The organism is Roseiconus lacunae, from assembly GCF_008312935.1.
GTDB lineage: Bacteria > Planctomycetota > Planctomycetia > Pirellulales > Pirellulaceae > Stieleria > Stieleria lacunae.
Map to the genome: position 1 here is coordinate 113,959 of NZ_VSZO01000043.1, position 15,140 is coordinate 129,098.

Genomic DNA, 15,140 nt, shown 5'->3' on the forward strand with positions numbered 1-15,140 from the left:
CCGGTTTCTTCGTTATCGCCAGTCGTCTCCAAACAATGCCGTGGCGGAAGCCGCCGACGGCTTTCTACCATCCCCATTTCAGAATCAGGATCAGCCGGGACGGCGTCAGCCGCGGTTTCCGACCAATCGCCGGCGCGGACGCCCGCCCGCTAACGACTTGGCTTTTCCGCCACCATCATTCCCAATCCCATCGGACTGGCCGCGAGATAGGTGAATTGAATCGCACCCAAACCGGCTTCGGTCATCATCTGCTGGCACTTCCTCAGGTCGCGGGCCCGGCCGCCCGGGGTGGCGAGGTGGATGGCGATGCGCCCCAGCGTTTCCTTTAAACTGGCTTTGCCGGGACCTAAGTACAAATCGGGGATCGCGACACGCCCCCCCGGACGGACCGCCCCGACAGCTTTGCGAAGTAATCCAGCGGCTTGTTCGTCTGAGTAGGCCGAAAGTACTTGCGCGAGAACCGCTAGGTCGAATTCTTGCTCGCCAAGCTCCGCCTCGGGCGGGTTCGCTTCGATGGTTTTCAAGCGACTCTGCAGCCCAATCGATTCGGCGGTGCTGCGAGCCGATTCCAAGGGGCCGGCAAGGTCAACGGCGGTGACCGAAGATTCTGGATCGCGGTGTGCCATCGCACAGCTCCAGACCGCCGAACCGCAGCCTAGATCAAGGATCCGCAAGCCCTGCATTCCTTCGCCACCGATATCGAGGACCTCGGCCGCCTGCATCGCCGCGGAGGTATGGATCCATTGGGTCGCCGCCAAGTCGTTGCGAAAGGACTCTGTGTCGGCTGTCGAACCGTCGTTGCTGCTCGATGCCAACTTTAGCTTTGGCAGCAGTGATTCGAATCGGCTATCGCCAAGATCTTCGTCGTATTGGCAAAGCAAATGTCCCGCACGAGCGAGCGCGTAGTCATCGCCGTACTGTTCGACATAGCCGATCGCGACCAATCCATCGAGGACCAATTGCGCGCAGTCTTCGTTGAGCGAAAGGGCCTCGCAAAGCTCGCCGAGCGAATGCTGCTTTTCTCTTAACCGCGCCGTGATTCCGGATTGTCGGGCGGTTCGCATCAGGTGCGACGCGCCGTTGATCTGCATCCAGTCTTGGTATTGCTGGACGGTGCGATCGCCGGCGCTGCGGATCGATTGGGATTGGTCGCTTTCTTGCGGGGCACTCATGCGTCTTCCTGGAGGGCGGCCAAGACTTTTTTGCACCGCCCCATCGTTCGCGAAAACTCGTCGAACGTCTGTGACTGATAGCCATCGCTGAGTGCGTTGGGCGGATCAGGGTGAACTTCCAAGATAATCCCGTCGGCACCGGCAGCCACGGCGGCAACGCTCATGTCGTGAACCATGTAGGTGTGCCCGGTCCCGTGTGAGGGGTCGATGATCACGGGCAGGTGCGTGCGTCGGTGCAGGTAAGGGACGCTGGCGAGCGGCAATGTGAATCGCGTGTGTGATTCGAAGGTACGGATGCCGCGTTCGCAAAGCATCACGTGTTCGTTGCCTTCGTTGAGGATGTATTCTGCGGCGAGCAGAAACTCGTCCATCGTGGCCGACGCGCCGCGTTTAAGTAGCACCGGTTTGCCGCTTTGGCCGACCGCTTCGAGCAGGCGGTAGTTTTGCATGTTACGCGCGCCGACTTGCAGCACGTCGGCGTAGCTGGCCACCAAGTCCACGTCGGCCGTGCCCATCACTTCGGTGAATACGGCTAGGCCGGTTTCTTCGCGGGCGGCGGCGAGAAGCTTGAGCCCCTCTTCTTTCATCCCTTGAAAGCTATACGGACTGGTGCGTGGTTTGAATGCCCCGCCGCGAAGTCCCGTTGCCCCGGCAGCCTTGACCGCGCGGGCGCTCGACATCAATTGCTCTTCACTTTCGACGCTGCAAGGACCGGCAATGAATCCGACGCTTCCCGCACCGGCAGAAAAGTCAAGAATGTCGACGCGGCTCGGTTCTGGCCGCACTTCTCGACTGGCCATCTTGTAGGGGGCCGAAATCGGTGTGACGCCACTGACGCCGGGGCTGCTTTCGATTGAGTCTTTGAAATCCGAACGCTTGTCCCCGATCGCGGCAATCACGGTTCGCTCGGTGCCAACAATGATGCTCGATTTGAGGCCCATCGATTCGACTTTCTTCGCAACCGCATCGATTTGTTCCTGCGTCGCGTTCTGCTCCATTATCACAATCATGGAATGATCCGGACAAAGCCGGTGGTTAGTGGGGAAAGGGACTTAAGTCATAAGATTGCCGCCAACATGCTAGCCGGAACCCGCCGAGTTCGATACTCGGTCATGTGGGATCTCGCTGGAATCGAAGGCGACGAAAGGCACGTGCAGGAAAACCGCGGTCGTTCCCGTCGCGTCATGGATCGATCGGTCCTTCGACGTTCACGGTGCAGATTGTCTGCGGGTACGTTTGCTTGCCGTGCATCGACAAGCGAGCTATCCACACGGCGCAATGATGCTACCGGTGGGCCCAACGCTACAGATTCCGACGATGAGAGTTTTACTACCGCGCGTAGCTTAGAAGTTGGTCGATATAGACCGTCGGGGATACTCGAAACCCGCCTACAAATGCTCGTTCAAATGGCTGTCCGCTCGAAAGCAAGCGGAAGGTCGCGTCGAGTGATTTGCGTCGATTTCGGTCAAGCATAGTCATTGCGATGGCGGTTCCAAAGGCGTCGGCCTGCTCTGGGGTCAAACGATTTTCCAGAAAGGCTTTGGCGTTTTTTACCGAGGACGCGGCTTCGGCAATCTTGGTTCGCAGTTTTGCCTGGTCCGCTCTACTTTTGGCTGTTTGCTGCATCGCGCGGGCTGAACCCAACCCCTCGGCAAACCATCGGGGGACGTCTGACCCACGACTGGCAACGGCCAGGCTAATCACCGGGCTGAGCAGCCGATCCTCGATCGCTTCCTCGTCATCTTGGCCGGTCGCAACGGTCACCAAGTACGCGTCTTCAACGTTGTAGCTCCAGTGTGATGCCCAGTCGCTTGGAATACTGCGACGCTCGACCATCTTCGCGAATTCGCTGTAGTCGTAGCGTTTGGGGAGGACGAAGAGGGTCGCTTTCCCATGGAAGTAATCTTCGCTATTGCCGGAGCTCGCTTTGACCACCGTTTTGGCAATCGTCAGGTTGTTCTCGGCTTGCCGACCGACGAGTTCGAGGGTCGCGGGGGTCGTCGGTCCAATGACACGGAAATGTTCGGTGTGATGTTCTTCGGCGGGGCCGCTGCCGGCGAGCTTGAGGTTTTTGTCGGCGAGTTCGGCACGGCGTGAGCTGACTTCGGCACTGGTCGCATTGGCTACCCAGGCCATCCGGGCCATCACTTTGATCGGTTGTCTTTCTTCGGCATCCAACTTCGCACCTTCGTCAATCCATTTGCTGATCAACGCAATCGATTGATCGGAAAGCGGTGGGCGTCCGACTGGCATTCTTGCCCCGTCTGCGGCAGTTCCACGAAGTTTTTGAATCAACAAACTTGCTTCGCCACGCCCCGGCGTGATCACCGGGCCGCTATCACCGCCACGTAGCAAACGCGCGAACTGGTCCATTTCCAGTCCACCACGGGTTTGCATTGCGTCGATGTGACAGCCGCTGCAGTTTTCGACCAGCAGGGGGGCGACTTCGGCGGCAAAGCTGACGGTTTCGCCGCCGGATGCTTTGGTGATCGTTGGCGTTGGGGCGGCGGCCATCGCGGGCTCCCGCGTGGTTCCCGCCCCGGCAATCGTCGCATTGGGATCTTCGCCATCAAACTTCGCCCCTTGAAGCACCCAATCTTTCAGTGTCTTCAGCTCTTCCGGTGAGACGCGACCGCCTCCACGCGGCATGTCCCCGGTTTCGATCGTTTCGATCAAACGGCTGCCGACGACATCCCCGGCGAAGACAACGACGCCTTCCGGCGGACCTTTCATCAAGACCGCATAGCTGGCCAGAGAGAATCGACCCTGGCTGCGATTGACGTGACAACTGCCACACTTGGCGGACAAAATCGGTGCGACATCGTCTTTAAAGCTGACCAAGTCACCAGCCATACCATCCGGCGACATCGGTTTTGAATCCGATGTTGCGGTTGGTCGCGAAGGCTTGCGAAACGGAGGTAGCGAGGCGCCTTCGAGTTCTAGCATTGCGTGAGTTTTCGAGAGCGCTTTTATGTGCCCGTCGATCGCATCGAACAGCTCGGGGCTGTCACTTTCGAGAATCCGGTTAACTTGATCGAGTGCCTTGCGAAGGTCTGTCTCGGCCTGGGAGATCTTTTGTTCGAACAGATTCTTATTTGCTCGATTAATCGTCGATGACAGGTTCAGCACCATCGCACGCTGTCGTCGATCGAGTTCTGCTCCGCGACAACCAGAAGGCACCAAGCTAAAAATCGCGGCAACCAAGGCCACGGCGACGACTGCTTTGACGAGGTGGTTGGGCACGCGAATGGACATGGCGACGAGTGATCGGTGGCGAGGTGAAAAGCGAGACGATGGAGAACAGCAGGTGCCTTGTCGAAAGCGAAAGCGAACCGATCGGTTTGAGCCACGGTCCGTTTATGAAGCTTAACCGACATGCATCCCCGAGTGACAAACGCACGAGACCCCGTGGTGGGCCCAAAAAATAGGACGCCCCACAGGAAACTCCCGTTCACCGGCGGGCGAACGACTCGGCGGCCGCAAGAAGACACTGGTGTTCCGGCATCATTTGAAACTGGGATCAGCCGAATGACGTTCTCCACGGTTTCGGTGCAATAATCGGAACCGGTGCCGGTCGGCTGACAGGTTGACCCCGAACGTTGGGTCGAGGCGGAGTCTAATTCGACGCGTACCCGTTGGGATGGTTCTGATGCCACCTCCACGCCGTCTCGACGATCTGGCGAACGTCGGTGTACTTGGGCGTCCAGTCCAGCCATTTTTTGGCGAGGGACGCGTCGGCAACTAGTTCTGGTGGGTCTCCGGCGCGGCGTTCTCCCATCACTTCTGGGATCGCGTGTCCGGTCACGTCGCGACAAGCGTCGATGATCTCTCGTACGCTGGTTCCCCGTCCGGTACCCAGGTTCACACAAATTCCCTTGCCGGGTTCAAGACGTTCCAAGGCCGCGAGGTGTGCGGCGCCGAGGTCATCAACATGGATATAGTCCCGAATACAAGTTCCGTCAGGCGTCGCGTAGTCATCTCCGAAAACGGTGATGTGTTTGCGTTGCCCCAAGGCGACTTGGAGAACGATGGGGATCAAGTGTGTCTCCGGATCATGGTCTTCGCCGATCGTCCCATCCGGACGGGCGCCCGCGGCGTTGAAGTAACGCAATGCCGCATAGCCGAATCCATAAGCCGCGGCGTAGTCCGCCAGCGCTTGCTCGAACACAAGTTTGGTAAAGCCGTAGGGATTGATCGGTTGTTGCAACGTTGTTTCGGCGATCGGGATGACCTCCGGTTCCCCGTAGGTGGCCGTGGTACTGCTGAAGACAATCTTCTTGACGTTGGCTTCACGCATCGCATCAAGAAGATCCACGGCGGCGATGACATTGTTGCGATAGTAAAGCGCCGGATCGTTGACGGACTCATTGACGAGCGCGAACGCGGCGAAGTGCATGACCGCGTCAATGTTCTTTTCCTTTAGAACGCCAACGAGCGTGTTCCGATCGGACAGTTCGCCCTCGACCAGCATGCCGTCTGGTACCGCTTGGCGATGGCCCCGTGAAAGGTTGTCGTAAACGGTGACCGTGTGGCCGGCATCAAGTAGTAGCCGCACGGCGTGCGATCCGATGTATCCGGCTCCACCGACGATTAGAAGGTTCATGATGTGCTGTAAAATCGAATGAGGTTGTTGGGAACTGCGTGCAGGAATCGGCGTGCTCGCTCGGTCGCGACAGTTTAACTGGACAGCTGCGGACGAATCAGGCCCGATAACTTATCGCGAACCAAAGTCATCAATCCTTTGTCGCCAGATCCGGCAAAGTCGATCGGCGGCGTTGGTCGATTCTCAAGAATACTGCCAATTCTGTGATTCGTGACCATTACTGTTGATGTTGAAAGGCCGTGGCCAAACGAAAAACCAAACTTCAGTTGCTGCAGCAGACCGGCCCGTCGGAAAAGCCCCGTCAATCGGCACAATCGGTGCGGGAAGATTTCTTGAATTACCTCCGCGGGGAGTGCCATTTAGCCGACAATACGGTTTCCGCCTACGGGCGCGATCTGACGCGTTTCATCGAATGGCTGGGCGAGCGGCGTTTGGACGCGATCCGCGTCGGCGATTTGACCGACTTTATGGCTTGCTTGCTCGATTCGAAACTTGCACCGGCATCGGTGTCACGGGCCGTCGTCGCGGTGCGCACGTTCTTTAAGTATCTGCAGCTGGAAGGCATCGTTACCGAAAACCCAGCCGAGTTGTTGGCAGCGCAAAAACTTTGGCAGCGCGTCCCCGGCGTTCTGACTCGGCGACAGGTCGACGCTTTTCTTGGCGCGCCGCGAAAGATCGACACGTTCTGGCAACGCGACAAGGCGATGCTGGAAGTGCTTTACGCGACCGGTTGCCGAGCCAGTGAAGTGTGCACGCTTCGTCTCCAAGATCTCTCACTCGACCAGAAGTACTTGAAGTGTACCGGCAAAGGCGGCAAGCAGCGGATGGTTCCGATCGGCTGCAAGGCGATCGAGGCGATCAAGTTTTACTGTGAGACGTTACGCGATGAACTTGCCGTCAAGCGTGATCATCAACACAACGAGTTGTTTCTTTCGCGGAACGGTCGCCCGCTTGATCGGATTCAGCTCTGGCGGCTCGTCAAGTTTTATGCCCGGCGTGCCGGCATCGAAAGCGACATCAGTCCGCACTCGCTGCGGCATAGCTTTGCGACCCACTTGCTCGCCGGCGGCGCCGATCTTCGTCAAGTTCAAGAAATGCTCGGGCACGCAAGTATTCAAACCACTCAGATTTACACCCACGTCGAGCATTCGCGGTTAAAGAAAGTTCATCAGCAGTTTCATCCCCGCGCGTAGCTCGAGCACGGTTGCGGCATGCCCTCTTGGCATCCAACCAAATCTCTAGCCAAACTGTTTACCCAGGATCGTGGCGACGTTTCCGGCCAGCGTGTTGACGGTACCTTTGCCGTCAGGGTAAAGCCTCGAACTTAGCCAGACAAACACCAGTTCTTTGGTCGGATCGATCCAAAGTACGGTTCCGGTAAAACCGCCGTGTCCGAATGCTTGTTCGGAAAACGCTTGTCCCCGGTTGCGTGAATACGGTGATCGATGATCCCAGCCCAACGCTCGGGTGCCGCGCGGCTCGCTTGCGGGCACCGGATGCGGATGGCTCATCCAACGTAACGTCGACTCCTTCATCCAGTCCGACTCGCCTCGCGAAGCTGCCAGCAACGCTTGCCCGAATTTGGTCAGATCGTCGGCTGTCGAAAATAGGCCGGCGTGCCCTGCGACGCCCCCCATTGCGTGAGCCCTTGGGTCATGGACACGCCCCCAGACCCAGCCGTCATCGTCGTTTTCGGTTGGCGCGATTCGTGGTTTCAGTGCGGCCGGCGGGTTGAACCCCGTGTCTGGCATTTGCAGCGGTTGGAAAATTCGTTCGGAAGCGAATCGATCAATCGTCGTACCGCTGATTCGTTCGACGAGCTTTCCGAGCACGATGAAACCAACGTCGGAATAGGAGAACTTGATTCCAGGCTCGGAACGTAGACCCAACCCGCAAATGTTCTCCCATGCAATTTCGGACCCGCTCAGGTAATCGGCCAGAGCGTTGTCGGGCGTTAAGCCGCTGGTGTGCAATAGACACTGTTCGACCGTGATGGCGTCTTTGCCGCGGCCTTTGAACTCTGGCAAATAGTGCTTCACGGTAGCTTTGGGATCAATGTTGCCGTCCTGGTAAAGCAACGCTACCGACGTCGCGGTCGCGACCGATTTGGTGATCGACGCGAGATCAAAAACGGTGTCATCGGTCAGCTTGGTCAGATCGGGAGAAAGCCAGCGGTGGCCAAATGTTTGTCGGTAGTGGATCTGGCCACGGCCGGCACAACTCACCACGGCCCCGGGAAGATCACCCGCGGTTATCGCGCCGGCGATCAACGTTTCGATTTCGCCCAAGTTGAATTCGTCGGCTTGCAATCGCGGCAAGCTCGCTCCCGGCCAACAAAAGCCGGCGGCAATCGAGACACCAAGTCCGGCGGACATCATTTGGCGTCGAGTGCACATGCTCGGCTGTTCTTGGGGTGCTTTCGACTTTATTTCCGCCCGCAAGGTGTGCGTATTCATTGGGTCAAGTTTAGGAAAGAGAATCTGCGATGGGGATCGGATCGTTCAGTGATTCAATCCAACAAAGGACACGCTCGGTAAATTCGGATTCGCTTTCACCGATCGTTTCGAGTTTGTGTTTCGGTGTCGCGGTCAGGTAATCACGGAGAACTTTCAAGCAGTGATTAAGTTGTTCCAAGATGGACTGTTGTACGTCATCGCTGATCGGTTCAAGTTCTAGCCGAAGCCGACTTGCGACATTTTCCCGCTGATCGGCGTTCTGTTGAGATTCTTTGCGAATCAAACACAGCCGTCTTCTATCGGCACGGTAAAGATTTGAAAGAGAAAATACGCGGCGCAGTTGCCGCTGCGTATCAAATTGGAACACAGGGTCCTGGTCCCAATATAAACTGACGCGTCCATCGGGGCGGAATCCCACGACAACCTCCAGATCAGGTCGTCCGGTTTGGCACGGGGCATCCCTATTCACGTCAGCCCTGTGGACCCAAATTCGACCGCGGATTGGCATTGCGGTTCCGTCTCGCAATAAATCTTCGCGGTCTTGTGTGTTTTTTGCCATGACAGATGAAATTGTTCGCAATCGTTTGGAGATGCAGCCGACGTTTCGAGTTCAACTTCCCTGGCAGATGGACGAAACTAAACGGAGAATCCGAGCGGCGGTACGAAGCCAAGAGATGGCGCCGTTTGCCGAGACTGCTGGAACGGTCGTTGATTTTAAGGTTGACCCTTCCGAGCGACGGTTTTGGTCGCCTCACCTTTCGATTCAATTGAACCCAAGTGATTCACAAAAGTCTACCGAGGCGTTTTGTCGGTTTTCGCCACGACCTGAAATTTGGACCATGGTGATGGCCGTTTACTTAATGGCCGCTTGTACCATGTTCGGTGCTTTGATTTACGGGTTGGTCCAATGGATGATGAAGGATCCGCCATGGGCGATTGCCGTCGTCCCTGTGTCGCTTGGCGTGATCACGGGACTGCACCTTGTCAGTGTTGTCGGGCAAAATTGGAGTCGTGATCAAATGGTAGTGCTCAAGCATCGTTGGGAACGCACACTCGAACTCGCGAAACGGAGTGAACCTGATTCTGATCATCTCACGGACTGACCTTTGCTTCCCCATCAAGTAGACAACCTCATGAAACCATCACTTGTTTTTACGCTCGTTTTGTTGTGCTCACTCTCGGTCGGCAAGACGCATGCCGATGATGATTCGCGACCACCGAATTTTGTGTTCATCATCGCCGATGATTGTACGTTTCGAGACATCGGCTGCTACGGCGGGCAAGCTCATACGCCCAACATTGATGCCCTCGCTACCGAGGGCATGCGACTGACCGAGTGTTATCAAGCGGCGCCGATGTGTTCGCCGACTCGACATAACATCTACACCGGTTTGTATCCCGTCCGCAGCGGCGCGTATCCAAATCACACCTTTGCCAAAGACGGAACGAAGAGCATCGCGCATTACCTTGCCCCGCTCGACTATCGCGTCGCGCTGAGCGGCAAGACGCATATCGGTCCGAAAGAAGTTTTTCCGTTTGAATACAGCGGGAAGAAGAATCCAGATATGGATGCCGTCGACGGTTTGTTTTCCGAGTGTGCAAAAGCCAGAACACCATTTTGCCTGCTTGCTTGTTCGAACGAACCGCACTCGCCTTGGAACAAAGGCGACTCATCTCGCTACCCGGTCGACGAAATTGAACTGCCTCCGTACTTAGTTGATACGCCTGTGGTGCGAGAAAATTTCGCACGCTATCTCGCCGAGATTACCTATTTCGACGATCAAGTTGGTCAAATTCTTGAGCGACTTGAACGCCACGGTTTGACGGAGAACACCGTCGTAATGGTCGTTTCCGAACAAGGTAATTCATTTCCATTTGCCAAATGGACTTGCTACTCCAGCGGACTTCAGTCGGCGATGGTCGTTCGTTGGCCAGGAAAGATCCAGGCGGGAAGCACTTCTGATGCAATGGTCGAATATGTTGACATCACCCCAACATTTATCGAAGCCGCCGGTTTGCCGGCGCAGGAAAACCTTGACGGCAAGAGTTTTCTGCCGGTACTGCGAGGCGAAGCGAAGCAGCACAAGACACATTCCTATGGTCTCATGACGACGCGAGGTATCATCGCCGGCAGCGATTTATTTGCCATCCGAACGGTGCGAGATGATCGCTATCGCCTGATCTGGAACCTCAATCACGATGCAACTTTCACGAATGCTTGTACCGAAGCTGACTACTTTCGGTCGATGCAGCGATTCGCGAATTCTGGCGATGCCAATGCAAAAGAATTGGTTGATCGCTATATGCACCGACCCGAATACGAATTGTTTGATTGTCAGGCAGACCCGTTGGAAATGAATAACTTGGCGCAAGATCCGGCGCACGCCGAACATGTCGAGCGATTGAAGTCGACGCTACTCGCCTGGATGGAGGAGCAAGGTGATGAAGGAGTGAAAACGGAACGCGATGCGATCTTGCATCAGTCACGCTACAAGAAGTTCGATTCCGCCGAAGCCTTCAAGGTTTATCGCCGGGCGGTGCGAAATCGCAAGAAAAATCCAATTGACTGATCGCAACAAAGTGGTCGATAGCCATAAAAAAACGTCAGCGAGGGACGGCTGCCACTCGCTGACGTGATGGATTATTGCCAATCATTCGTGGCGGTCGACGGTACCGGGGGACGCTTGGCAGTTTTCATGTCCTGCCGAACGCGAAGCCCCGCTTGGTGGTCTAACTAGCTCCGGCGACGACGGCGCAAGACCATGATGCTCGATAGGGCTCCCATCGCGGCAAGGGCACTTGGCTCTGGAACCGCACTCACGTTGCCAACCACAAAACGCAATGTCCCGAAGTCACTCACCGAACCACCAGAAGCGAAGTCGGCGGTCGCGGTGACCCCGATGTCGTAGGTACCTGCTTCGGTAAACCCATAGTTGTAGTGATCATGCCCGCCGATTGACAGGGCCAGGGTGTCCGTCGCATCGAGACCGTTGTTGCTCTGCCAGAACACGTTTAAACCGCCAAGTGGCGAGCTTTGCCAGAGCGCGAATTCCCCTGGGCCGCTGAATGAAGTCATTGTCAAGCTGGCCCCGCTAAACGTCCCGTCAAGCTCTTCGGTTGCGATACCCAGAAACGGCACGCCCGGCGTGTTGGACTGTGGCAAAACCCAGACAGGATCTCCCGCGGTGGTCCCCAAAAACGGGATGCTACCAGTCGTCTCTACCATTGTGTTTTGACCGACACGAACGAACGCCTCATCGGGAGCGTACTCGGCATCGCCTACCAATGGCGTCCCGTCTAGCACTGCACCATTGCCGAAGTGGTAATGCAGTTCGAGTTCGCTGCCGTCATAGGCAAGCCCGATATCGCCGTGGCCGAGGGTGTATTCAACCGCCTCCGCATGCGCGACTGAGGAGCAGATCGAGACCGCCAAGATTGACATTAACTGAAAGAACAGAATCTTTTTCATTTCAAAACCGTGTTGTAAATAAGTTCAAAGCTCTCTTGCGTAAATTCAATGCAAGCCAATCGAAAACCAATCGGTTGCGAGTTGTCACGTCGCGTTCACGATGTCGAGACGCATCGTGTCATCGCGGCGTAGCATGTCATTCCGTTGATCGGGAACGGTCGTCGTCTACGACGACTAAAGGTGGGGTCGTTAGGAGCCAAGGTTGCGTTGGCTTTCATCGCTCCGCCACGCATGTGTATGGGACGAAGCGTTCGTTCTTTTTGGTTCAATTGGCCATGGATTCACTTGGTTTATTGCGGTACTACCAAGGCGAACTCCATTCGGCACATCAAAAAATCGAGATGAAACGCCGCGTTAAGGAACTTCCTCGATAATCTCTCGCCCATTCCGGCTGCCCAACGCCCAATACAACTCACGGTCGATTGACTCGCTGATAAAGCGAACGCTTCCGTCAGTCATCGAGATATTGACGCCGCCGGTATGGTGGCTACTTAATGTCACCAAGTTCATTCCGTCATCTTCGCCGCCGTAGACATGGCAGTTCCGATGGTTGATCGGGATGACTGGCATGAAGTGGTTGCCTGCGAATGTCCAGCCGGAGATCCACGCGTGACCATGGCTCTTGCTGTAGTCGGCATCCGCTAAGGTGACGCTTTTGCAGTAACGCACCCAGCTGTCCAGGGTTCGTGACCGAGACGAGCCACCACAAAATGATTGCATCGCGATCGGCGTCGCCGGCGAGATTTGGCTTCCGCCAAAAACGTTGCTTGATTCGAAGACGCTGGCAATCATTCGTTCGCCCACGGCAAAGGTGTTGGAAAGGCCGTCGGTGATGTCAGCGAAACGAATGCGAGGTTGTTGCCACTGGTCACCGGACGTCGGGTTCAATAATCCGATCACGCCGTTTTGGCGTGTCACGTCGGAAGAGCTTTCCGGACCGCGTGAATCTCGTGGCCAACCGATGTTGCCCGCATAGCTTCCCGGGGCCGTTGAAACGCCCAGGGAAAGCTGCGGTACCGATTGCGGATCGCTTGGGCAAAGGTATGCCGAGATCATTGCACCGGCGGCTTCGGCATCCACATGCGAAGGTGATATCGAGTAATCCCGGTACTCCGAGTCGTAGACGTAGTCGGTCCGATCGGATAGCGATTCCTCGAAATGGATTCGCTGGTGTAACGCAGTTTGCTCGATTTGTGGAAGGATCCGGGCGAGCCAGCTATGGAAACCGCTTCCGGCACCGCCGGGATGCTGGTCCGCACCGGTCATGCTGTAGGGCAGACTGCGGTGCACGCTGTGGTAATTGTGAAGTGCCAGGGTGACTTGGCGAAGATTGTTTTGGCACATCATCCGTCGCGCCGCTTCGCGGGCGGATTGGACTGCCGGCAAAAGCAAGCCTACCAAAATACCGATGATCGCAATGACCACCAATAACTCCACCAATGTAAAAGCACGACGAGACCGATCATTGATCTGAATCACGTTCATGGTTGTACCAACTGAATCTGGTTTGTTAAGCGAAGGAATTCTTAGAACCCATTGAAGAGCCCCGCGGCGCGTGCGTTTCTCTCGACACGGTTTGGTCGGACCTCAAGTCGACATGCAACGCACGTCGCGCGGGGCCGCAGAATGGGGGTCTGCGAACAGCGTTTGCACAAACGCCGGCAGACAAGCGAAAGAGAGATTGCGAAAGAACGCACACGACGTCGCATCGGCGGCACATGTTGACGTGGCAAAATGTATGCGACGTCAGCGCGTGAGGCTTTGCAGCTCGCGTGTCAAATTAACGCAATGCCTAGGCACCGAATGTCGGTGGTCCACGGTTTGGTGGCAGCTTCGCGAATTCATCGTGAGCTTGCAGCACCAGCTTCGGCGAATCTTGCCGACGGGGGACAAAAGCAATTTGAGGACTCGAAAGATTAGCCAGTTCGCCGACAGGAGCGACGACAGACTGGCAAATTGGGCAGTCGTTCGAATCGTGATCGACCGGAGGAGACGGGCGCTGTCCGTTCAGCGGCTGAGCAGACTCGCCGCAGGAACGCGCCAGATCGTGGTGGCAGCAATCGTGGGGGAGGTCGGCAGTCCCGGAGGGACCGTCGAGCTCGCCCATCGATAGGCTCGACACGTCATTGCAGCAATCTGAGTGGACACAGCTAGCGACATGCATCCACGCAGGAACCTGCCCAAACACCAAGAAGGTGCAAAGCAGAGTCGTCGTGAAATGTCGGTATGCTGAAGCCACTGGGCTATTTACCGCTGAAAGTTGAAAGGCCGTCTGAGAATTATTGCGAAGTCCGGCCAACGACTGGACCTCATACGATCGTATGGGGACCAGGGTTCGTCAAGTCCATTTTTCGGCGTAACCCGCTCAATCCGACGCGGACCGCGGGCGTGATCAGAAGTGAATGTGCCACCGCGTTCGCTGACCGCCGTGTTCGCAGTACGGAGTTAGACCGCCGTGTCCGGGGCGGCAATGTAGGATTGTTGCCAACGGTCAATCATTTCCGCCGAACCCGATTTGCGGTGGATTAACACGCGGTACCTCAACCGCACGTCGCTATGCTCGGGCAGCATCACGGCATCTGGTCCGGGCCAGACTGGGTTTTGCATGCTTCGTGCGGATCGCAAAATCCACGGCTGTGGATAACCAACTGATTGCGGGTGGGTCAGGACGGTGATTGAATGATCTGACTGTTCAGAGAAGCTGCCACGAAAGCTCATCCAAGGCGACGGCGGAACCGACGCGAACGCCGGTTGCTCCGGTCCGTTCTGACTGACGAAGGCAAGGTCATCGGGAAGTTTGGTTCGCAACGAAAAACCACCGTATCCTTTGGCATCATCGGATCCTCCAATACGGGTGTTCGGATGCGTGGCGCGTAACCGGATGTCGATGTCGAATTGTCGTCGGTCGTCGCTGTCGGGAAAAAAGGTCAGACGCGTTTGCTCGGTCACGACCGGCAGCTGGCCATTTCGAAAGTCGGGTGACTTCCAGTCCACGACGAGACGTAGCATCGCGGCCCCGTCGTCAAGTGAACTCGGCTCGCACTCGCGAACATCCCAGGTGAAGCGACGAAGCATCCATCCGTCGCCAATCGTATTGCCGTCAACGGTGAGTTGATGCCATGCCCAGAAAATCCCGCGGTGATGCAGGTGATCGCTGGGGAAGTCTTCTGTTAGCGGGTTTCCGTCGAGGTCGTTGATCGGGTGAAGATAATTCGAACACGGGGGCGCGTCGCCTCGCTGGGCCGTTTCGCGTTGATAGAAACCAACACGCCGGTCACCCGAATGAATCCAGATTCCTCGGTCGGTCGATTCAAGTCGAATGGCTTGTTGAGTCATGGTCACTCATTTACTCGGTATCGGAGTCTTGGCTATCCCGGTCTCGATCTCGCATGGAATTCTAGACGGCGACTAATGGCACGATCAGCCGGAAGCGAACTCTC

The 15,140-nt window shown here is 56.5% G+C and carries 12 protein-coding genes; 3 read left to right on the forward strand and 9 right to left on the reverse strand.

The window, feature by feature from the left end:
- Window positions 1-149: 149 nt before the first annotated feature.
- The 4 genes from FYC48_RS22780 to galE all read right to left on the reverse strand — a co-directional run bounded on the left by FYC48_RS22780 (window position 150) and on the right by galE (window position 5,775).
- Window positions 150-1,172, reverse strand: coding sequence for a class I SAM-dependent methyltransferase (locus FYC48_RS22780; protein WP_149499090.1), 1,023 nt, complete (start codon window positions 1,170-1,172; stop codon window positions 150-152).
- Window positions 1,169-2,182, reverse strand: a complete 1,014-nt coding sequence (aroF, locus tag FYC48_RS22785) for a 3-deoxy-7-phosphoheptulonate synthase (protein WP_149499091.1) — start codon at window positions 2,180-2,182, stop codon at window positions 1,169-1,171. The genes FYC48_RS22780 and aroF overlap by 4 nt, the downstream gene beginning before the upstream one ends.
- 319 nt (window positions 2,183-2,501) lie before the next feature.
- Entirely contained in the window at window positions 2,502-4,427 is a 1,926-nt protein-coding gene (locus FYC48_RS22790) for a c-type cytochrome domain-containing protein (RefSeq protein ID WP_149499092.1), read from the reverse strand.
- 361 nt (window positions 4,428-4,788) lie between these two features.
- A complete protein-coding gene (gene galE, locus FYC48_RS22795) occupies window positions 4,789-5,775 on the reverse strand; it encodes a UDP-glucose 4-epimerase GalE (RefSeq protein ID WP_149499093.1) in 987 nt (328 codons plus the stop codon).
- Window positions 5,776-6,014: 239 nt separating this feature from the next.
- On the opposite strand from galE, the gene xerD reads away from it, so the two are divergent.
- The gene (gene xerD / locus FYC48_RS22800; RefSeq protein ID WP_149499094.1) at window positions 6,015-6,968 is read left to right on the forward strand and encodes a site-specific tyrosine recombinase XerD; all 954 of its coding nucleotides are present in this window, start codon (window positions 6,015-6,017) and stop codon (window positions 6,966-6,968) included.
- A 45-nt stretch (window positions 6,969-7,013) separates the two neighbouring features.
- Here xerD and FYC48_RS22805 read toward each other — a convergent pair whose 3' ends face one another.
- Window positions 7,014-8,231, reverse strand: coding sequence for a serine hydrolase domain-containing protein (locus FYC48_RS22805; protein ID WP_149499095.1), 1,218 nt, complete (start codon window positions 8,229-8,231; stop codon window positions 7,014-7,016).
- Between the two features lie 10 nt (window positions 8,232-8,241).
- Entirely contained in the window at window positions 8,242-8,790 is a 549-nt protein-coding gene (locus FYC48_RS22810; protein ID WP_149499096.1) for a hypothetical protein, read from the reverse strand.
- Here FYC48_RS22810 and FYC48_RS22815 point away from each other — a divergent pair.
- Window positions 8,789-9,334, forward strand: coding sequence for a hypothetical protein (locus FYC48_RS22815; RefSeq protein ID WP_149499097.1), 546 nt, complete (start codon window positions 8,789-8,791; stop codon window positions 9,332-9,334). The genes FYC48_RS22810 and FYC48_RS22815 overlap by 2 nt on opposite strands.
- A 30-nt stretch (window positions 9,335-9,364) precedes the next feature.
- Window positions 9,365-10,801, forward strand: a complete 1,437-nt coding sequence (locus FYC48_RS22820; protein ID WP_149499098.1) for a sulfatase family protein — start codon at window positions 9,365-9,367, stop codon at window positions 10,799-10,801.
- 164 nt (window positions 10,802-10,965) lie between these two features.
- Here FYC48_RS22820 and FYC48_RS22825 read toward each other — a convergent pair whose 3' ends face one another.
- The 3 genes from FYC48_RS22825 to FYC48_RS22835 all read right to left on the reverse strand — a co-directional run bounded on the left by FYC48_RS22825 (window position 10,966) and on the right by FYC48_RS22835 (window position 15,036).
- The gene (locus tag FYC48_RS22825; protein ID WP_149499163.1) at window positions 10,966-11,700 is read right to left on the reverse strand and encodes a choice-of-anchor M domain-containing protein; all 735 of its coding nucleotides are present in this window, start codon (window positions 11,698-11,700) and stop codon (window positions 10,966-10,968) included.
- Between the two features lie 354 nt (window positions 11,701-12,054).
- Window positions 12,055-13,185 carry a DUF1559 domain-containing protein gene (locus FYC48_RS22830; protein WP_149499099.1) on the reverse strand — a complete coding sequence of 377 codons (1,131 nt, stop codon included), beginning with the start codon at window positions 13,183-13,185 and terminating at the stop codon, window positions 12,055-12,057.
- Between the two features lie 960 nt (window positions 13,186-14,145).
- Window positions 14,146-15,036: a DUF6807 family protein gene (locus FYC48_RS22835; protein WP_149499100.1), complete on the reverse strand. Its 891-nt coding sequence runs from the start codon at window positions 15,034-15,036 to the stop codon at window positions 14,146-14,148.
- Window positions 15,037-15,140 lie beyond the last annotated feature (104 nt).

What these genes read in the sequence shown, in the direction of transcription:
- FYC48_RS22780 (WP_149499090.1), bottom strand. Translation starts at nt 1,172, where the DNA reads ATGAGTGCCCCGCAAGAAAGCGACCAATCCCAATCGATCCGCAGCGCC.
- aroF (WP_149499091.1), bottom strand. Translation starts at nt 2,182, where the DNA reads ATGATTGTGATAATGGAGCAGAACGCGACGCAGGAACAAATCGATGCG.
- FYC48_RS22790 (WP_149499092.1), bottom strand. Translation starts at nt 4,427, where the DNA reads ATGTCCATTCGCGTGCCCAACCACCTCGTCAAAGCAGTCGTCGCCGTG.
- galE (WP_149499093.1), bottom strand. Translation starts at nt 5,775, where the DNA reads ATGAACCTTCTAATCGTCGGTGGAGCCGGATACATCGGATCGCACGCC.
- FYC48_RS22805 (WP_149499095.1), bottom strand. Translation starts at nt 8,231, where the DNA reads ATGAATACGCACACCTTGCGGGCGGAAATAAAGTCGAAAGCACCCCAA.
- FYC48_RS22815 (WP_149499097.1), top strand. Translation starts at nt 8,789, where the DNA reads ATGACAGATGAAATTGTTCGCAATCGTTTGGAGATGCAGCCGACGTTT.
- FYC48_RS22810 (WP_149499096.1), bottom strand. Translation starts at nt 8,790, where the DNA reads ATGGCAAAAAACACACAAGACCGCGAAGATTTATTGCGAGACGGAACC.
- FYC48_RS22820 (WP_149499098.1), top strand. Translation starts at nt 9,365, where the DNA reads ATGAAACCATCACTTGTTTTTACGCTCGTTTTGTTGTGCTCACTCTCG.
- FYC48_RS22825 (WP_149499163.1), bottom strand. Translation starts at nt 11,700, where the DNA reads ATGAAAAAGATTCTGTTCTTTCAGTTAATGTCAATCTTGGCGGTCTCG.
- FYC48_RS22830 (WP_149499099.1), bottom strand. Translation starts at nt 13,185, where the DNA reads ATGAACGTGATTCAGATCAATGATCGGTCTCGTCGTGCTTTTACATTG.
- FYC48_RS22835 (WP_149499100.1), bottom strand. Translation starts at nt 15,036, where the DNA reads ATGACTCAACAAGCCATTCGACTTGAATCGACCGACCGAGGAATCTGG.